18 protein-coding genes are annotated in these 18986 nt (G+C 62.5%); 14 read left to right on the top strand and 4 right to left on the bottom strand.

Features of this window, described 5'->3' with window-relative positions; genetic code table 11:
* Nucleotides 1–57: 57 nt before the first annotated feature.
* Nucleotides 58–903, top strand: a complete 846-nt coding sequence (gene xdhC / locus HU760_RS08510; RefSeq protein ID WP_186674847.1) for a xanthine dehydrogenase accessory protein XdhC — start codon at nucleotides 58–60, stop codon at nucleotides 901–903.
* 10 nt (nucleotides 904–913) lie between these two features.
* Nucleotides 914–2218 carry a guanine deaminase gene (guaD, locus tag HU760_RS08505; protein WP_186674848.1) on the top strand — a complete coding sequence of 435 codons (1305 nt, stop codon included), beginning with the start codon at nucleotides 914–916 and terminating at the stop codon, nucleotides 2216–2218.
* A 48-nt stretch (nucleotides 2219–2266) separates the two neighbouring features.
* On the opposite strand, the gene HU760_RS08500 is transcribed toward guaD, so the two are convergent.
* On the bottom strand, nucleotides 2267–3022 hold the full coding sequence (locus HU760_RS08500; protein WP_186674849.1) for a GntR family transcriptional regulator: 756 nt from the start codon (nucleotides 3020–3022) through the stop codon (nucleotides 2267–2269).
* A 281-nt stretch (nucleotides 3023–3303) separates the two neighbouring features.
* Here HU760_RS08500 and HU760_RS08495 point away from each other — a divergent pair, with 281 nt between their 5' ends.
* On the top strand, nucleotides 3304–4653 hold the full coding sequence (locus HU760_RS08495; protein ID WP_186674850.1) for an NCS2 family permease: 1350 nt from the start codon (nucleotides 3304–3306) through the stop codon (nucleotides 4651–4653).
* Between the two features lie 156 nt (nucleotides 4654–4809).
* Here HU760_RS08495 and uraH read toward each other — a convergent pair whose 3' ends face one another.
* Nucleotides 4810–5163 carry a hydroxyisourate hydrolase gene (gene uraH / locus HU760_RS08490; protein WP_003259496.1) on the bottom strand — a complete coding sequence of 118 codons (354 nt, stop codon included), beginning with the start codon at nucleotides 5161–5163 and terminating at the stop codon, nucleotides 4810–4812.
* Between the two features lie 408 nt (nucleotides 5164–5571).
* On the opposite strand from uraH, the gene puuE reads away from it, so the two are divergent.
* The 7 genes from puuE (at nucleotide 5572) to HU760_RS08455 (ending at nucleotide 12594) form a co-directional block, all read left to right on the top strand.
* On the top strand, nucleotides 5572–6498 hold the full coding sequence (gene puuE / locus HU760_RS08485) for an allantoinase PuuE (RefSeq protein ID WP_186680012.1): 927 nt from the start codon (nucleotides 5572–5574) through the stop codon (nucleotides 6496–6498).
* Complete coding sequence (gene uraD / locus HU760_RS08480; protein ID WP_186680029.1) at nucleotides 6498–7013, top strand: 2-oxo-4-hydroxy-4-carboxy-5-ureidoimidazoline decarboxylase; 516 nt, start codon at nucleotides 6498–6500, stop codon at nucleotides 7011–7013. The genes puuE and uraD overlap by 1 nt, the downstream gene beginning before the upstream one ends.
* A 57-nt stretch (nucleotides 7014–7070) precedes the next feature.
* Complete coding sequence (locus tag HU760_RS08475; RefSeq protein WP_056801462.1) at nucleotides 7071–7574, top strand: ureidoglycolate lyase; 504 nt, start codon at nucleotides 7071–7073, stop codon at nucleotides 7572–7574.
* Between the two features lie 59 nt (nucleotides 7575–7633).
* A complete protein-coding gene (locus tag HU760_RS08470) occupies nucleotides 7634–8962 on the top strand; it encodes a urate hydroxylase PuuD (RefSeq protein ID WP_186680031.1) in 1329 nt (442 codons plus the stop codon).
* Nucleotides 8963–9171: 209 nt separating this feature from the next.
* On the top strand, nucleotides 9172–10524 hold the full coding sequence (locus tag HU760_RS08465) for a nucleobase:cation symporter-2 family protein (RefSeq protein ID WP_186680033.1): 1353 nt from the start codon (nucleotides 9172–9174) through the stop codon (nucleotides 10522–10524).
* A 153-nt stretch (nucleotides 10525–10677) separates the two neighbouring features.
* The gene (locus HU760_RS08460; RefSeq protein WP_186680035.1) at nucleotides 10678–11463 is read left to right on the top strand and encodes an outer membrane protein OmpK; all 786 of its coding nucleotides are present in this window, start codon (nucleotides 10678–10680) and stop codon (nucleotides 11461–11463) included.
* 348 nt (nucleotides 11464–11811) lie between these two features.
* On the top strand, nucleotides 11812–12594 hold the full coding sequence (locus tag HU760_RS08455) for an outer membrane protein OmpK (protein ID WP_186680038.1): 783 nt from the start codon (nucleotides 11812–11814) through the stop codon (nucleotides 12592–12594).
* Between the two features lie 117 nt (nucleotides 12595–12711).
* On the opposite strand, the gene HU760_RS08450 is transcribed toward HU760_RS08455, so the two are convergent.
* Nucleotides 12712–13626 (bottom strand): DUF808 domain-containing protein, encoded by a 915-nt coding sequence (locus tag HU760_RS08450; RefSeq protein ID WP_186680040.1) that lies wholly within the window; start codon nucleotides 13624–13626, stop codon nucleotides 12712–12714.
* Between the two features lie 132 nt (nucleotides 13627–13758).
* On the opposite strand from HU760_RS08450, the gene HU760_RS08445 reads away from it, so the two are divergent.
* Complete coding sequence (locus HU760_RS08445; RefSeq protein ID WP_085593164.1) at nucleotides 13759–14370, top strand: TetR/AcrR family transcriptional regulator; 612 nt, start codon at nucleotides 13759–13761, stop codon at nucleotides 14368–14370.
* 122 nt (nucleotides 14371–14492) lie between these two features.
* Here HU760_RS08445 and HU760_RS08440 read toward each other — a convergent pair whose 3' ends face one another.
* Complete coding sequence (locus tag HU760_RS08440; RefSeq protein ID WP_170031013.1) at nucleotides 14493–14933, bottom strand: GlcG/HbpS family heme-binding protein; 441 nt, start codon at nucleotides 14931–14933, stop codon at nucleotides 14493–14495.
* 256 nt (nucleotides 14934–15189) lie between these two features.
* Between HU760_RS08440 and gcl the strand changes: the two genes are divergently transcribed.
* From gcl to HU760_RS08425, 3 genes are all read left to right on the top strand, one after another.
* Nucleotides 15190–16965 carry a glyoxylate carboligase gene (gcl, locus tag HU760_RS08435; RefSeq protein WP_186680042.1) on the top strand — a complete coding sequence of 592 codons (1776 nt, stop codon included), beginning with the start codon at nucleotides 15190–15192 and terminating at the stop codon, nucleotides 16963–16965.
* Nucleotides 16966–17034: 69 nt separating this feature from the next.
* The gene (gene hyi / locus HU760_RS08430; protein WP_186680048.1) at nucleotides 17035–17817 is read left to right on the top strand and encodes a hydroxypyruvate isomerase; all 783 of its coding nucleotides are present in this window, start codon (nucleotides 17035–17037) and stop codon (nucleotides 17815–17817) included.
* Nucleotides 17818–17896: 79 nt separating this feature from the next.
* Nucleotides 17897–18790, top strand: a complete 894-nt coding sequence (locus tag HU760_RS08425) for a 2-hydroxy-3-oxopropionate reductase (RefSeq protein WP_186680054.1) — start codon at nucleotides 17897–17899, stop codon at nucleotides 18788–18790.
* Nucleotides 18791–18986: the final 196 nt, after the last annotated feature.

The raw sequence follows: 18986 nt of genomic DNA, 5'->3' as shown, positions 1-18986 counted from the left end.
GCGACACAGGGCCGCTCCCACAAAGCGGACCGCGTTGTCCTGAAGAGGAATTGCATCATGCACCAATGGATCAACGCCCTCGCCGACCACCAGTCCCGTGGCGAAGCCTGCGTGCTGGTCACCATCATCGAGGAGCGCGGTTCGACCCCGCGCAACGCCGGCTCGAAAATGGTCGTCAGCGCTACCGGCCTGTTCGACACCATCGGCGGCGGCCACCTGGAATACAAAGCCCTGCACATCGCCCGGCAGATGCTCCAGGAGCAACGCAGCACCCCGCACCTGGAGCGCTTCAGCCTCGGCGCCAGCCTGGGCCAGTGCTGCGGCGGCGTCACCGTGCTGCTGTTCGAACCCATGGCCGCCGTGCAGGCGCAGGTTGCCGTGTTCGGCGCGGGCCATGTCGGCCGCGCTCTGGTACCCTTGCTCGCCGCGCTGCCCTGCCGGGTGCGCTGGATCGACTCGCGCGAGCAGGAATTCCCGGCCCTGGTACCCGACGGGGTGACCAAGGTGGTCAGCGAGGAACCGGTCGACGAAGTCGCAAGCCTGCCACCTGGCAGCTACTGCATCGTCATGACCCACAACCACCAGCTCGACCTGGAACTGACCGCCGCCATCCTCAAGCGCAACGACTTCACCTGGTTCGGCCTGATCGGCTCGAAGACCAAGCGGGTCAAGTTCGAACACCGCCTGCGCGAGCGCGGCTACGACGATGCCGTGCTGGCGCGCATGCGCTGCCCGATGGGCCTGGCCGAGGTCAAGGGCAAGCTGCCCATCGAGATCGCCGTGTCCATCGCCGCCGAGATCATCGCCACCTACAACGCCTGCTTCGGCCAGCACGACGCTGCGGCCAATGCCGGCCCCATTGCCCAGTTGCTGCCATCCTCCCGGCGCAGCCAAACCCTTTGACGAGAGTGTTATGACCGTTACCCGCAAAGCCTACCGTGCCGCCATCCTGCACAGCATCGCCGACCCGGCCGAGGTGGGCCTGGAGGCTTCCCATGAATACTTCGAGGATGGCCTGCTGGTGGTCGACGATGGCCGCATCCGCGCCGTTGGCCACGCCAGCGAACTGCTGCCGAGCCTGGATGCCGACATCCAGGTCGAGCACTACCAGGACGCGCTGATCACCCCAGGCTTCATCGACACCCACATCCACTTCCCGCAAACCGGCATGATCGGTTCCTATGGCGAACAGCTGCTGGACTGGCTGAACACCTACACCTTCCCTTGCGAAAAGCAGTTCGCCGACAAGGATCACGCCGACCAGGTCGCGAAGATCTTCCTCAAGGAACTGCTGCGCAACGGCACTACCACTGCGCTGGTGTTCGGCAGCGTGCACCCGCAATCGGTCAATGCCCTGTTCGAAGAGGCCGAGCGCCTGGACCTGCGCCTGATCGCCGGTAAGGTGATGATGGACCGCAACGCGCCGGACTACCTGACCGACACCGCCGAGTCCGGCTACGCCGAAAGCAAGGCGCTGATCGAGCGCTGGCATGGCAAGGGCCGCCTGCACTACGCCGTTACCCCGCGCTTCGCCCCGACCAGCACCCCGCAACAGCTGGCCCTGGCCGGCCAGTTGCTCAAGGAGCACCCGGGCGTGTACCTGCACACGCACCTGTCGGAAAACCTCAAGGAAATCGATTGGGTCAAGTCGCTGTTCCCCGAGCAGAAGGGCTACCTCGACGTGTACGACCACTTCGAGCTGCTGGGCGAACGCTCGGTGTTCGCCCATGGCGTGCACCTGTGTGACGAGGAATGCCAGCGTCTGGCTGAAACCGGTTCGGCCGTGGCCTTCTGCCCTACCTCCAACCTGTTCCTTGGCAGCGGCCTGTTCAACCTGCCGCAGGCCGAGCGCTTCAAGGTCAATGTGGGTCTGGGCACCGACGTCGGCGCCGGTACCAGCTTCTCGCTGCTCAACACCCTCAACGAAGCGTACAAGGTGATGCAACTGCAGGGCGCGCGCCTGCACCCGTACAAATCGCTGTACCTGGCCACCCTCGGCGGCGCCCGGGCGCTGCGCCTGGACGACCGCATCGGCAGCCTGCGCCCGGGTAACGATGCCGACTTCGTGGTGCTGGACTACAAGGCCACGCCGCTGCTGGACTACCGTATCCAGCAATCCAACAGCATTGAAGAGACGCTGTTCGTGCTCACCACCCTGGGCGACGATCGCACCGTGCGCGAAACCTACGCCGCCGGGCGTTGCGTGCACCAGCGCTGAAAACAGAAAGGGGCTGCAACGCAGCCCCTTCTTCATTCAGGCAAACGATCAACCCTTGGCGGCTACCTTGGGCTTTTTCAGCAGGTGCGAAAACACCGCATGCAGGTCGTCCGAGGCGCTTTCCTCGTCCAGGTTAAGCTTGCTGTCGATGTGGTCCATGTGGTGCATCATCAGGCTCACGGCCTGCTCGGCATCACGCGCCTCGATGGCATCGATCAGTTGCATGTGCTCGTCATACGAGCAGTGCGAGCGGTTGCCGCTTTCGTACTGGGCGATGATCAGCGAGGTCTGCGACACCAGGCTGCGCTGGAAGCTGACCAGTGGCGCGTTACCGGCAGCCTCCGCCAGCTTGAGGTGGAACTCGCCGGACAGGCGGATGCCGGCACCACGGTCGCCACGGGAAAAACTGTCACGCTCGTCGCGCACCATCTGCCGCAGTTCGTTGAGCTGCTCTGGCGTGGCGTGCTGCACCGCCAGCTCGGTGATCGCCCGCTCGACCATGCGTCGCGAGAAGAACACCTGACGGGCTTCTTCCACCGTGGGGCTGGCCACCACCGCACCACGGTTCGGCCGCAGCAGCACCACGCTTTCGTGGGCCAGGCGCGACAAGGCACGGCGGATGATGGTGCGGCTGACGCCGAAGATCTCGCCCAGCGCTTCCTCGCTCAACTTGGTGCCCGGAGCCAGACGCTGCTCGAGGATCGCCTCGAAAATATGCGCGTAGACGATGTCGTCCTGGGTACCACTGCGGCCGGCCTTGCCGTTGCGCGCAGGTTTCTTCAGAGGTTGCAGCTGTTCGTTCATGAGCTCTCGAGGCACGAAGGAAAGTATGGCGCCATTGTACACAGGCTGAGCCGATTCTGCAGGTGGCCTTTTACCTATATAGCTGTTGTACGCGACATTGCGCATACGAAAGATAAAACATTATTTGCATTATTTGTACACAAAAGCATAATCCCCCGAGCAACTTCTTGACCCGCAAGTCAACAAAGGGTCAGACGTCTGCCTTCCCTCGCGGGGCCGCCAAGTGCATTGCGCAGGAACCGGGCCCAAGAACAACAAGAAAGACTTGAGGAGTACTTGCTGTGGAAAGCCGCAAATCCGAAGCCCCTACGCTGGATCTCGCCCCACCGCTCGAAACGAGCTGGCTGGAGCGGATTTTCAAACTCAAGCAACACGGCAGTACCGTCAGGACCGAGCTGATCGCCGGGGTGACCACCTTCATCACCATGGCCTACATCATCTTCGTCAACCCCAACATCATGGCCGACGCCGGCATCGACCACGGCGCTGCCTTCGTCGCTACCTGCATCGCCGCCGCACTGGGCTGCCTGCTGATGGGCCTGTACGCCAACTGGCCGGTGGGCCTGGCGCCCGGCATGGGCCTCAACGCCTTCTTCACCTACACCGTGGTCGGCACCATGGGCTACAACTGGGAAACGGCACTGGGGGCGGTGTTCGTCTCCGGCGTGCTGTTCATGTTCCTGACCTTGTCGAAAGTGCGCGAATGGTTGCTCAACAGCATCCCGGTCAGCCTGCGCCATGCCATGGGTGCCGGCGTCGGACTGTTTCTCGGGCTGATCGGCCTGAAGACGGCAGGCATCATCGTCGACAGCCCGGCCACCCTGATCAAGCTGGGCTCGCTGCACGAGCCGGGGCCGCTGCTGGCGGCGCTGTGCTTCCTGCTGATCGCCATCCTCAGCTACAAGCGGGTGTTCGGCGCGATCCTGATCAGCATCATCGGCGTCACCGTGGCGGGCTGGGGCCTGGGCCTGGTCAAGTTTGGCGGGGTGATGTCGATGCCGCCGAGCCTGGCCCCGACCTGGATGGCCATGGATGTGGCCGGGGTGTTCAACGTCAGCATGATCAGCGTGGTGCTGGCGTTCCTCTTCGTGCACATGTTCGACACCGCTGGCACCCTGATGGGCGTGGCGCAGCGGGCCAACCTGGTGGCGCCGGACGGGCGCATCGAGAACCTGTCGAAAGCCCTCAAGGCCGACAGTGCCTCCAGCGTGTTCGGTGCCGTGGTCGGCGTGCCGCCGGTGACCAGCTATGTGGAAAGTGCTGCCGGTGTAGCCGCAGGTGGCCGCACCGGCCTGACAGCGGTGGTGGTCGGCCTGCTGTTCATTGCCGCGATGTTCTTCGCGCCACTGGCCGGGATGATTCCCGCTTACGCGACTGCCGGTGCGCTGATCTATGTGGCGATGCTGATGATGGGCAGCATGGCGCATATCCACTGGGACGAGGCCACCGACAGCATTCCGGCGATCGTCACGGTGATCATGATGCCGCTGACGTTCTCGGTCGCCGACGGTATTGCCCTGGGCTTCATCAGCTACGTGGCGTTGAAGGCAGGTACCGGCAAGTACAAGGAAATCTCGGCCAGCCTGTGGGTGCTGTGCGCGATCTTCATTGCCAAGTTCGTGTTCCTCTGACCCCTGCTACACCAACCAAGGGCGCCTCGGCGCCCTTTCTTCATTTCTACCGCCTGCAGCGGCCCTGTCGCCGGCAATATAAAAACAGCAGACGAAAAAAAGCCCGCCAGTGTGAGAGCGGGCCAAAGGACCTACGAAGATTCTTCTAGCGACCAACTAGCTTCCACGATAGGTCGAATAGCTGTACGGCGAGATCAGCAGCGGCACGTGGTAGTGCTCCTGCTGCTCGTCGATGCCAAAACGCAGCACGACAACATCCAGAAACGCCTGGGCCGGCAGCTGCACGCCACGGGCGCGGTAATAGTCGCCGGCGCTGAACTGCAGCTGGTAGACGCCGGTGCGGTAGTCGTCACCCTGCAGCAACGGCGCGTCGACGCGGCCATCGCTGTTGGTCAGGGCGGTGTTCACCAGCTCCAGCTGCTGGCCTTCGACACGGTACAGCTCGACCTTGATCGAGCTGCCCGGGCAGCCATGTGCGGCATCCAGTACGTGTGTGGTCAAACGTCCCATTGCTTGTCGCCTCTTGTTCAATCTGTGGGCAAAAAATACACGGCCAGCATCACGGCAAGGCCGTCGATGCGCGGGAAGGACACCATTAAGACATTTGATCGACAGATTGTACACAATTTTTTGAGCCAACCCGCTTCACCCGGCGATTCCTGCCCAGCCGCGTCCCTTTGGTCGCGAATACACAGGCAACTCAGGCTCCGAGCCGACGACAACGTCACAAGCTGACCAAGCAGGCAGGTTTCTTGCAATGAAATTCCGGGCCACTGCCAAGCGACAAAAGGGAAGAAATGCGGAAAAACAGGCTTACAAATGATTTCAGAAGTTGTATACAATCAGCCCATCCGGTGGTGCGACATCCCGACGCGGCCCGCCCACCCCCCGCACAAACGCACAAGAAGGAAGACTGCAGTGAGCGCTGACTATCCTCGCGACCTGATCGGTTACGGCAACAACCCTCCTCACCCGCAATGGCCGGGCAACGCTCGCATCGCGCTGTCTTTCGTCCTCAACTACGAGGAAGGCGGCGAACGCAACATTCTGCACGGCGACAAGGAATCCGAAGCGTTCCTCTCCGAAATGGTCGCTGCCCAGCCTCTGCAGGGCGTGCGCAACATGAGCATGGAATCGCTCTACGAGTACGGCAGCCGCGCCGGCGTGTGGCGCCTGCTGAAGCTGTTCAAGGACAGCGGCGTACCGCTGACCATCTTCGCCGTGGCCATGGCCGCCCGGCGCCACCCTGACGTGATCCGCGCCATGGTCGAAGCCGGCCATGAGATCTGCAGCCACGGCTACCGCTGGATCGACTACCAGTACATGGACGAGGCCCAGGAGCGCGAGCACATGCTCGAAGCCATCCGCATCCTCACCGAAATCACTGGCGAACGCCCGCTGGGCTGGTACACCGGCCGCACCGGCCCGAACACCCGCCGCCTGGTGATGGAGGAAGGTGGCTTCCTCTACGACAGCGACACCTATGACGACGACCTGCCCTACTGGGAGCCGAACAACCCCACCGGCAAGCCGCACCTGGTGATCCCCTACACCCTCGACACCAACGACATGCGCTTCACCCAGGTACAAGGCTTCAACTGCGGCGAGCAGTTCTTCCAGTACCTCAAGGATGCCTTCGATGTGCTGTACGCCGAAGGTGCCGAGGCACCGAAGATGCTGTCGATCGGCCTGCATTGCCGCCTGGTCGGGCGCCCGGCGCGCCTGGCCGCGCTGAAGCGCTTCGTCGACTACGCCAAAAGCCATGACCAGGTCTGGTTCGCCCGTCGCGTGGACATCGCCCGCCACTGGCACACCACCCACCCGTACAAGAAAGAGAACGCCTGATGACCGCCTTCAAGACCCTCAAGCCATCCGCCCTGGACCGTCAAGCCTTCGTCAAGGCCTTCGCCGACATCTACGAGCACTCGCCCTGGGTTGCGGAAAAAGCCTACGACCTGGGCCAGCTGGCGGAACTGGACGAGATCGAGGCGCTGCACCAGCGCATGAGCGACATCCTGCTCAGCGCCAGCCACGCCGACCAGCTGGCGCTGATCAACGCGCACCCGGACCTGGCCGGCAAGGCGGCCATCCAGGGCGAACTGACCGAGTCGAGCACCAACGAACAGGCCGGCGCCGGTATCCACCAGTGCACCGCAGAAGAATTCGCCCGTTTCACCGAGCTGAACGATGCCTACAAGGCCAAGTTCCAGTTCCCCTTCATCATGGCGGTAAAAGGCAGCAACCGGCACCAGATCCTCGCCGCTTTCGAAAAGCGCATCCATAACGACATCGATGCCGAATTCAAGGAAGCCCTGGCACAGATCAACCTGATCGCGCTGTTCCGCCTGCTGCAGCTGTAACCGGCGCGGCAACGCCTGAACCTGAACCAGAACAACGAACATAGAAGAGATATTCGCATGCGCACCCTGATGATCGAGCCCCTGAGCAAAGAAGCCTTCGCCCCCTTCGGAGACGTGATCGAAACCGATGGCAGCGACCACTTCATGATCAACAACGGCTCGACCATGCGCTTCCACAAGCTCGCCACGGTGGAAACCGCCGAGCCTGAAGACAAGGCGATCATCAGCATCTTCCGCGCCGACGCGCTGGACATGCCGCTGACCGTACGCATGCTGGAACGCCATCCGCTGGGCAGCCAGGCTTTCATCCCGCTGCTCGGCAACCCCTTTCTGATCGTGGTCGCGCCGGTTGGCGATGCACCTGTATCAGGCTTGGTCCGAGCCTTCCGCAGTAATGGCAGGCAGGGCGTTAATTACCATCGCGGCGTCTGGCACCACCCGGTGCTGACGATCGAAAAGCGGGATGACTTCCTGGTGGTTGATCGCAGCGGTTCTGGCAACAACTGCGACGAGCATTACTTCACCGAGGAACAGATGCTGATCCTCAATCCCCACCAATAAGAAAAGGTCGGTCATGCAAAGGCCCAGCCCGAGCGGGTGACCGGCAAGAGGTACATACTGTGGAAGCACACCTTCACGAATGGCTGAACCTGAGCATTCGCTGGGTTCACATGATCACCGGTATCGCCTGGATCGGTGCATCGTTCTATTTCGTCTGGCTGGAAAACAACCTGAACCGGAGCAATCCGCGCGAGGGGCTGTCGGGTGACCTCTGGGCCATCCACGGCGGTGGTATCTACCACCTTGAAAAGTACAAGCTGGCTCCGCCGAAAATGCCCGAGAACCTGCACTGGTTCAAATGGGAAGCCTACTTCACCTGGATGTCCGGTATCGCCCTGCTGTGCGTGGTGTTCTACTGGAACCCGGCGCTGTACCTGCTGGCCCCTGGCAGCACCCTGAGCGGTGCCGAGGGCGTGGCCATCGGTATCGGCTCGCTGATCGCCAGCTGGTTCATCTACGACTTCCTGTGCGACTCGCCCCTGGGCAAGAAGCCAGCGCTGCTCGGCGGTGTACTGTTCGTGCTGATCATCGCCGCGTGCTGGGGCTTCAGCCTGGTGTTCAGTGGCCGTGGCGCCTACCTGCACACCGGCGCGATCATCGGCACCATCATGGTCGGCAACGTGTTCCGCATCATCATGCCAGCCCAGCGCCAGCTGGTGGCCGCGATCGAGAACAACACCACCCCCGACCCGGTACTGCCGGCCAAGGGCCTGCTGCGCTCGCGCCACAACAACTACTTCACCCTGCCGGTGCTGTTCATCATGATCAGCAACCACTTCCCGAGCACCTACGGTAGCCAGTACAACTGGCTGATCCTGGCCGGTATTGCAGTAGCCGCGGTACTGATCCGCCACTACTTCAACACCCGTCATGACAGCAACAAGTACGCCTGGACCCTGCCGGTTGGTGCCCTGGCGATGATCTGCCTGGCCTACGTCACCGGCCCCAAGCCGATGGCCACCAGCCCTGAGCAGGCCGCAGCGAAGATCGAGTACCAGCCACTGCCGGCGACCGCAGTCGGTGGCAAGACTGCCGCCGAGCAACGCGCCGAGGATGCCGCCAAGGCTGCCGCAGCGCCTGCCGCCCCCGCCGAAGCCCCAGCCCAGGCCACGGCCCAGGCGGGCGGCGAGAGCTTCGACAAGATCCACAATGTCATCCAGGAACGCTGCACCGTGTGCCACTCGTCCAAGCCGACCAGCCCGCTGTTCAGCAGCGCGCCTGCCGGCGTGATGTTCGACACCCCGCAGCAGATCCAGGCCCAGGCCGCGCGCATCCAGGCGCAAGCGGTCGCCAGCCAGATCATGCCGCTGGGCAACATCACCCAGATGACCACCGAAGAGCGCAAGCTGGTCGGTGACTGGATCGCCAAAGGCGCCCCGGTGAACTGAAACACAATGGTCGGGATCACACCGCTCCCTGTGGGAGCGGGTTTACCCGCGAAGAGGCCGGCAATACCGGCCTCGAACTTGAAGATTCACGCAACAAGCAAGCATCGAGCGTCAGCCCCAGGCGGGAACTCCAGGCTCTCCACAGCGTGAGCCTGCCGCTTGGTGCCGGCGCTTGGATCCGAGAATAAAAACAAAACTCGAGGTGCTGCATGTCCGAGTCACGCAAGGCGCATATCCCTGTTGCGCCGCCGCGAGAGCCCTTGCCCCTGTTCCAGCTGATCCTGGTTGGCCTGCAACATGTCCTGCTGATGTACGGTGGCGCGATCGCCGTGCCGCTGATCATCGGCCAGGCCGCCGGGCTGTCCCGTGAAGAAGTCGCTTTCCTGATCAACGCCGACCTGCTGGTAGCAGGTGTCGCCACGATCATCCAGTCATTCGGTATCGGCCCGGTGGGCATCCGCATGCCGGTGATGATGGGCGCCAGTTTCGCTGCCGTCGGCAGTATGGTGGCCATGGCCGGCATGCCCGGCGTGGGTCTGCAGGGGATTTTCGGCGCGACCATCGCCGCCGGGTTCTTCGGCATGCTGATCGCGCCGTTCATGTCCAAGGTCGTACGTTTCTTCCCACCCTTGGTCACCGGCACGGTGATCACCTCGATCGGCCTGTCGCTGTTCCCGGTGGCAGTCAACTGGGCAGGTGGCGGCCAGCAGGCTGGCACCTTCGGTGCGCCGATCTTCCTGCTGGTGGCCGGCCTGGTACTGGCGGTGATCCTGCTGATCAACCGCTTCATGCGTGGGTTCTGGGTCAATGTATCGGTGCTGGTAGGCATGGGCCTGGGCTACATCCTGGCCGGCGCCATCGGCATGGTCGACCTGTCGGGCCTGAACCAGGCCCCATGGCTGCAAGTGGTCACCCCGCTGCACTTCGGCATGCCGACCTTCAGCCTGGCACCGATCCTGTCCATGTGCCTGGTGGTGGTGATCATCTTCGTCGAGTCCACCGGCATGTTCCTCGCACTGGGCAAGGTGACCGGCCGTGAAGTGACCCCAGGCATGCTGCGTCGCGGCCTGTTGTGCGATGCCGGGGCATCGTTCGTCGCCGGCTTCTTCAATACCTTCACCCACTCCTCGTTCGCCCAGAACATCGGCCTGGTGCAGATGACCGGGGTACGCTGCCGCTACGTCACCGTGGTGGCCGGCGCACTGCTGATCCTGCTCAGCCTGCTGCCCAAGGCGGCCTTCCTGATTGCCTCGATCCCGCCTGCGGTACTGGGCGGCGCCTCCATCGCCATGTTCGGCATGGTCACCGCCACCGGGATCAAGATTCTGCAGGAGGCGGACATCGGCGACCGCCGCAACCAGTTGCTGGTCGCCGTGAGCGTCGGCTTCGGGCTGATCCCCGTGGTGCGCCCGGAGTTCTTCGCCCAGATGCCGCAGTGGATGGAACCCATCACCCACAGCGGCATCGCCATGGCCACGGTCAGTGCCCTGGTGCTGAACGTGCTGTTCAACATCCTCGGTGGTGCCGATCGCGCGACGCACAACGTCTGCCATCAGCACTGAAGCAACCCGCCTGGAGCAACAGGGGGCGGCGCACTGCCGCCCCTGCCTTGACCTCGTCGTAAACGCTGTACCGTCGGCCCGCCGGAATGGGCCGCCCGGGGCGCCTGCGCGCCAAAAAAACCCAACAAAAACAATAAGTCCGGGAACCACAACATGAAACGCATCACCTCGTCCCTCCTGCTGGGCAGCAGCCTGCTGGCCACCCTCCCCACCCACGCCGGAGAATGGCTGCAGTGGCACGGCGAAAGCCTGACCTACCTGTACGGCAAGGACTTCAAGGTCAACCCCCGCATCCAGCAGACGATCACCTTCGAGCACGCCAACAAATGGAAGTACGGCGACACTTTCATGTTCGTCGACAAGGTCTTCTACAACGGCAAGGCCGACCCGGGCAAAGGCGTCACCAGCTACTACGGGGAGTTCAGCCCGCGTCTGTCACTGGGCAAGATTACCGGGCACAAATTCGAACTGGGCCCGATCAAGGATGTGCTGGTTGCCATGACCTATGAGCGCGGCGAGGGCGACAACGAGGCCTACCTGATCGGCCCCGGCTTCGACCTGGCCATCCCCGGTTTCAACTATTTCACCCTCAACTTCTACGTACGCAACACCGAAGGCAGCCGCCCTGGTGACAACGTCTGGCAGATCACCCCCGCCTGGTCCTACACCCTGCCCGTAGGCAAGTCCGACATTCTGATCGACGGCTACATGGACTGGGTGGTGGACAACGACCAGACCCGTCGCGGTACCTACCACGCCAACCTGCAGTTCAACCCACAGGTCAAGTACGACCTGGGCAAAGCCCTTGGCCTGGGCGCCAAGCAGCTGTACGTGGGTATCGAATACAGCTACTGGAAGGACAAGTACGGCATCGACAGCCAAGGCAACGTCGACAGCAACCAGAGCGTCACCAGTGCACTGGTCAAGGTGCACTTCTAAAAGCTGACCAAACGCACAAGTTTGGTCCATCGCGCTCCAGGACGGAGCACTTGAGGCAAGGCGCGCAAGCCAGTAATCTGCGCGCCCCCTCGATCAGGGCAGAACGGATTCTGCCTGCGTTTACTGACCGCTCAGTCAATGAATACGGGCGGTTGGCCGACGTGTTGCCAGCCTGAAAGACCCTTTTCATCCGTTCAGAACGAAGTCGAGCAGGAAGGTTTTGCCAGCCCGGGAAAGTTGGCTCAACCCTTGCCAAACAGCTGTGGCCCATCGAAAAAAACTGACTCGAAAGACAAAAAAGCGCGATAACGCGCTGACAACAGATCAATCAAGGGAGCGAAACACGCAATGCGTACCATCAACAGCCTGATCCTCGCCGGCGGCCTGCTGGCCTGCGGCACCACCTTCGGCGGCGACCTGCTGCAATGGCAGAACAACAGCCTGACCTACCTGTGGGGCAAGAACTTCAAGGTCAACCCGGCGATCCAGCAAACGGTCACCTTCGAGCACGCCGACGCCTGGAAGTACGGCGACAACTTCATCTTCGTCGACAAGATCTTCTACCAGGGCCAGAAAGACGCGGGCAACGGCCCGAACACTTACTATGGCGAGATCAGCCCACGCCTGTCCTTCGGCAAGATCTTCGATCAGAAGATCGAGTTCGGCCCGGTCAAGGACGTGTTGCTGGCGATGACCTACGAGTTCGGCGAGGGTGACACCGAGTCGTACCTGATCGGCCCGGGCTTCGACCTGGCCATCCCCGGGTTCGATTACTTCCAGCTGAACTTCTACAACCGCACCACCGATGGCAGCCGCGCTGGCGACAATGTATGGCAGATTACCCCGGTGTGGTCGTACACCATCCCGGTCGGTTCTTCCGACCTGCTGATCGACGGCTTCATGGACTGGGTGGTGGACAACGACGAGAACCGTCGCGGCACCTACCAGGCCAACCTGCACTTCAACCCGCAGATCAAGTACGACCTGGGCAAGGCCTTGCACCTGGGTGAGAAGCAGTTGTACGTGGGTGTGGAATACGACTACTGGAAGAACAAGTACGGCATCAAGGATTCCGATACCTTTACTACCGACCAGAACACCATGAGCTTCTTGCTCAAGGTTCATTTCTGAGTTGAACCTTCGGGGCCGCGTTGCGGCCCATTCGCTACCAACCTCGCTCCCACAGGCGCAGCGCACCGTGTAGGAGCGGGTTTACCCGCGAACCGGGGCTCGCCCCGGCCACGCACCTCAATTAGCCGGCCGAACCGCCCGCCACAGTTTCCCTGCCAGGCTTACCAGGGCCAGCACCACCGCACCGGCCACAACCCCGACGCCGCCATTCAGCAGCGCTACGGTCAACGCCCCGCCACGCCCTTCACTGACCGCCTCGATGGCATGATGCAGCGGCACGATGCCATGCACCAGGATCCCGCCGCCGACCAGGAACATCGCCGCCGTGCCGATCACCGACAGGCTCTTCATCATGTACGGCGCGGCCCACAGGATGCCGTTACCCACCGCCTGGGCCAGGCGTGATGCCTTGCGGGTCATCCACAGCCCGAGGTCATCGAGCTTGACGATGCCGCCCACCAGCCCGTACACACCGATGGTCATGACCACCGCGATGCCCGACAGCACGATGATCTGCTGGCTCAACGGTGAGTCGGCGACAATGCCCAGGGTAATGGCGATGATTTCCGCCGAAAGGATGAAGTCGGTGCGCACCGCGCCCTTGATCTTGGTTTTCTCGTACACCACCAGGTCGACATTGGCGTCCGCCACAGCTTCCTTGTGGGCCTCGTGCTGCGCCTCATCCTCCCCCTTGCTGTGCAGGAACTTGTGCGCCAGCTTCTCGAAGCCCTCGAAGCACAGGTAGGCACCGCCGAGCATCAGCAGCGGTATCACCGCCCAGGGAATGAACGCACTGATCAACAGCGCCGCCGGTACCAGGATGGCCTTGTTCACCAACGACCCTTTGGCCACCGCCCACACCACCGGCAGCTCGCGATCGGCGCGCACGCCGGTGACCTGCTGGGCGTTCAGCGCCAGGTCATCGCCCAGCACCCCTGCGGTCTTTTTTGCCGCTACCTTGGTCATCAGCGAGACGTCATCGAGCACCGTGGCGATGTCGTCGATCAGTACCAGTAGACTGCTTCCTGCCATGTTTGTCTGCTTCCGGATGAATGAATGCTGCCGATTCTAGCGCAAAGCCGCTGCCTTGAGCCCCCGTCGAGCCCGGTGCTACCATGCCCGATCCCTCTTAGAGGTGGCCAGACACGAGGAAGATCCCTGACCATGAGCACCATTCGCGAGCGCAACAAGGAACTGATCCTGCGCGCGGCCAGCGAGGAATTCGCCGACAAGGGCTTCGCCGCCACCAAGACCAGCGATATCGCGGCCAAGGCCGGCCTGCCCAAGCCCAACGTGTATTACTACTTCAAGTCCAAGGACAACCTCTATCGCGAGGTGCTGGAAAGCATCATCGCGCCGATCATGCAGGCGTCGACCCCGTTCAATGCCGACGGCGACCCGAAAGAAGTGCTGAGTGCCTACATTCGCTCGAAGATCCGCATTTCGCGTGACCTGCCGCATGCGTCCAAGGTGTTCGCCAGCGAGATCATGCACGGCGCCCCGCACCTGTCGCCGAACCAGGTGGCGCAGTTGAACGAGCAGGCCCGGCACAACATCGAATGCATCCAGCGCTGGATCGACCGTGGGCAGATCGCCCATGTCGACGCGCATCACCTGATGTTCAGCATCTGGGCAGCGACCCAGACCTATGCCGATTTCGACTGGCAGATTTCGGCGGTGACCGGCAAGGCCAAGCTGACCGACAGCGATTATGACGCTGCGGCGGAGACCATCATCCGCATGGTACTCAAGGGGTGTGAGCCCGAGGTGGCCTGACCCTCGGCGCTGGCTGCTTCGCGGATGAACCCGTTCCCACAGAGGCACCATGAGCTTCAAGCCTGTGATGGTCCTGTGGGAGCGGGTTCACCCGCGAATAGGCCTGAACAGGCAATAGAGAATCAGGCTGCTACACCGGCATCCGCTCTCAACCCCACCTCCTCGATCGCACTGATCGCGCACTGCTCGTCGATATCCGACGTATCCCCGCTGATCCCTACGGCACCCAGCACCTTGCCGTCCTGATCACGCACCAGCACGCCACCCGGCGCCGGCACCACCGGCCGTTCACCCAAGCCGTTCAGCGCGGCAAAGAACGCTGGCCGTTGCTGCGCATCCAGCGCCAGCAAGCGCGAGCCCTTGCCCAGCGCAATCGCGCCCCAGGCCTTGCCAGTAGCCACCTGCGGGCGAATCAGGCTGGCACCGTCCTCGCGTTGCAGCGCCAGCAGGTGGCCGCCGGCGTCCAGCACCGCCACGGTCAGCGGTGCAGCATTGATCTTGCGGCCCGCCGCCAGCGCGGCATTCACCAGGCTGACCGCGACTTTCAGGTTCAAAGCGTTCATGGAAAGGTCCTCTTCTTGTTGTGAGAAGCCCTGAGGGCAGTTGAAGCCGATAGGACCAATAGAACACAACGAGTTGCATTTTTGTATACAATATTTTGAAACGATCGTATGCGATGATGCAAACGCCCGTTTTCTTGGGCGCTCGAACGAAAGCATCCACTGCCGACGAAAACCCGTTGACCTGAGCGGCCAGCCATGAATACACTCTGGCGCAAAGCAAGTTGTATACAATTACAAAATCGATGAGGCACAAACCATGAGCAAAATGAGAGCAATCGATGCAGCCGTTCTGGTCATGCGCCGTGAAGGTGTAGATACCGCGTTCGGCATCCCGGGGGCTGCCATCAACCCGTTGTACTCGGCCCTGAAGAAAGTCGGTGGCATCGATCACGTCCTCGCTCGCCACGTCGAAGGCGCCTCGCACATGGCTGAGGGCTATACCCGCGCCAACCCGGGCAACATCGGCGTGTGCATCGGTACCTCCGGCCCGGCCGGCACCGACATGGTCACCGGCCTGTACAGTGCCTCGGCCGACTCCATCCCGATCCTCTGCATCACCGGCCAGGCGCCGCGTGCGCGCCTGCACAAGGAAGACTTCCAGGCGGTCGACATCACCAACATCGTCAAGCCGGTGACCAAGTGGGCCACCACCGTTCTGGAGCCAGGCCAGGTGCCTTATGCCTTCCAGAAAGCCTTCCATGAGATGCGCACCGGCCGCCCAGGCCCAGTGCTGATCGACCTGCCGTTCGACGTACAGATGGCCGAGATCGAATTCGACATCGACGCCTACGAACCGCTGCCCGTGCACAAGCCGTCTGCCACCCGCGTACAGGCCGAAAAAGCCCTGGCCCTGCTCAACGAAGCCGAGCGCCCACTGCTGGTCGCCGGTGGCGGCATCATCAACGCCGACGCCAGCGACAAACTGGTCGAATTCGCCGAACTGACCGGCGTCCCGGTCATCCCGACCCTGATGGGCTGGGGCACCATCCCGGACGACCACGCGCAGATGGTCGGCATGGTCGGCCTGCAGACCTCGCACCGCTACGGCAACGCCACCCTGCTGAAATCCGACCTGGTGTTCGGCATCGGTAACCGTTGGGCCAACCGCCACACCGGCTCGGTCGACGTCTACACCGAAGGCCGCAAGTTCATCCACGTCGACATCGAACCGACCCAGATCGGCCGCGTGTTCACCCCGGACCTGGGTATCGTTTCCGACGCTGGCAAGGCGCTGGATGCATTCCTCGAAGTGGCCCGCGAGTGGAAGGCCGCTGGCAAGCTGAAGTGCCGCAAGGCCTGGCTGGAAGACTGCCAGCAGCGCAAGGCCAGCCTGCAGCGCAAGACTCACTTCGACAACGTGCCGGTCAAGCCGCAACGCGTCTACGAAGAGATGAACCAGGTGTTCGGCAAGGACACCTGCTACGTCAGCACCATCGGCCTGTCGCAGATCGCCGGTGCGCAGTTCCTGCACGTGTACAAGCCACGCCACTGGATCAACTGCGGCCAGGCCGGCCCGCTGGGCTGGACCATCCCTGCTGCCCTGGGCGTGGTCAAGGCCGACCCGAAACGCAAGGTGGTCGCGCTGTCCGGTGACTACGACTTCCAGTTCATGATCGAAGAGCTGGCGGTGGGCGCGCAGTTCAACCTGCCGTACGTCCACGTGCTGGTGAACAACGCCTACCTGGGCCTGATCCGTCAGGCGCAACGTGGCTTCGACATGGATTACTGTGTACAACTGGCGTTCGAGAACATCAACGCCACCGACGCCGCCACCTACGGTGTCGACCACGTTGCCGTGGTCGAGGGCCTGGGCTGCAAGGCCATCCGTGTGTTCGAGCCGGCAGACATCGCCCCTGCCCTGCTCAAGGCACAGAAGATGGCCGAAGAGTTCCGCGTGCCGGTGGTGGTCGAAGTGATTCTCGAGCGCGTCACCAACATTTCCATGGGCACCGAGATCAACGCAGTCAACGAATTCGAAGACCTGGCCCTGGTCGGCAACGACGCGCCAACTGCCATCTCGCTGCTGGACTGATCGCCTGACGCCCCCGTGCCGGCCCCTGCTGAAGGGGCACCGGGGGCCTTCACCGCAAGGAGACACACCATGCCTCGCTTCGCTGCCAACCTGTCCATGCTGTTCACCGAACAGGATTTCCTGGCCCGCTTCAAGGCTGCCGCCGATGCTGGCTTCAGCGGCGTCGAATACCTCTTCCCGTATGACTTCAGCGCCGCCGACATCAAGCAGCAGTTGGTGGCCAACAGCCTGACCCAGGTGCTGTTCAACCTGCCGGCCGGCGACTGGGCCAAAGGCGAGCGTGGCATCGCCTGCCACCCGGACCGCGTCGCAGAGTTCCGCGCCGGTGTCGACAAGGCCATCGAATACGCCAAGGTACTGGGCAACACCCAGGTCAACTGCCTGGCCGGCATCCGTCCGCAAGGGCTGCAGTGCGCCGATGTGCGCAAGACCTTCGTCGACAACCTCAGGTTTGCCGCTGACAAACTGAAAGCCGCCGGCATCCGCCTGGTCATGGAAATGATCAACACGCGCGACATTCCGGGGTTCTACCTGAACACCACCCAGCAGGCCCTGGAGATCCAGGCCGAGGTGGGCAGCGACAACCTGTTCCTGCAGTACGACATCTACCACATGCAGATCATGGAAGGTGACCTGGCGCGCACCATGGAAACCAACCTGAAACTGATCAACCACATCCAGCTGGCCGACAACCCGGGCCGCAATGAACCCGGCACCGGCGAGATCAACTACCGCTTCCTCTTCGAGCACCTGGACCGCATCGGCTACCAGGGCTGGGTGGGCGCGGAATACAAGCCGCTGACCACCACCGAAGCGGGCCTGGGCTGGCTGAAGAGCCACAACGCAATCTGAACGGCTGAACACCAGCCCCCCGCTCCCACAGCGGCCACGGCTCGCTTGAGATATCACAATTACAAAGAGGCACATTCTCATGGCTAAAATCGGTTTCATCGGCACCGGCATCATGGGCAAACCCATGGCGCAGAACCTGCAAAAGGCAGGTCACAGCATCTTCATTTCCACCCACCACGACGCCGCCCCGGCCGACCTGATCGCCGCCGGTGCGGTGGCCCTGGCCAACCCGAAAGAGGTGGCCCAGGAAGCCGAGTTCATCATTGTCATGGTGCCGGACACCCCACAAGTGGAGAGCGTCCTGTTCGGTGAAAACGGCGTGGCCGAAGGTGTGGGCCCGAACAAAGTGGTGATCGACATGAGCTCGATCTCGCCGACCGCGACCAAAGCCTTTGCCGAAAAGATCAAGGCCACTGGCGCCGCCTACCTGGATGCCCCGGTATCCGGTGGCGAAGTCGGTGCCAAGGCCGCGACCCTGAGCATCATGGTCGGTGGCTGCCCGAAGGCCTTCGAGCGCACCCTGCCGCTGTTCGAAGCCATGGGCAAGAACATCACCCGCGTAGGTGGCAACGGCGACGGCCAGACCGCCAAGGTGGCCAACCAGATCATCGTTGCGCTGAACATCCAGGCCGTGGCCGAAGCCCTGCTGTTCGCTGCCAGGAACGGCGCCGATCCTGCCAAGGTGCGTGAAGCGCTGATGGGTGGCTTCGCCTCGTCGAAGATCCTCGAAGTACATGCCGAGCGCATGATCAAGGGCACCTTCGACCCAGGTTTCCGCATCAACCTGCACCAGAAGGACCTCAACCTGGCCCTGCAAGGTGCCAAGGAACTGGGCATCAACCTGCCCAACACCTCCAATGCCCAGCAAGTGTTCAACACCTGCCAGGCCCTGGGCGGCGGCAACTGGGACCACTCGGCGCTGATCAAAGGCCTGGAGCACATGGCCAACTTCTCGATCCGCGACGACAAGTAAACCTGTACCGGCCCTTCGCGGATGAATCCGCTCCTACCGGTTGATCCGATCGCAATGAACGGACCTATCGTCCTGTAGGAGCGGATTCATCCGCGATGCGGCCAACACCGCTGAACCTGCGACCACAGTCTCAGCGGTGACCCCGAGCAACACCCGCCCCTGGTTCGGCCTGCACGGAGGCAGTTCCAGGGGCGTT

Source organism: Pseudomonas oryzicola (assembly GCF_014269185.2).
Classification (GTDB): Bacteria; Pseudomonadota; Gammaproteobacteria; order Pseudomonadales; family Pseudomonadaceae; genus Aquipseudomonas; species Aquipseudomonas oryzicola.
This window is presented reverse-complemented; position numbering and strand designations above follow the sequence as displayed.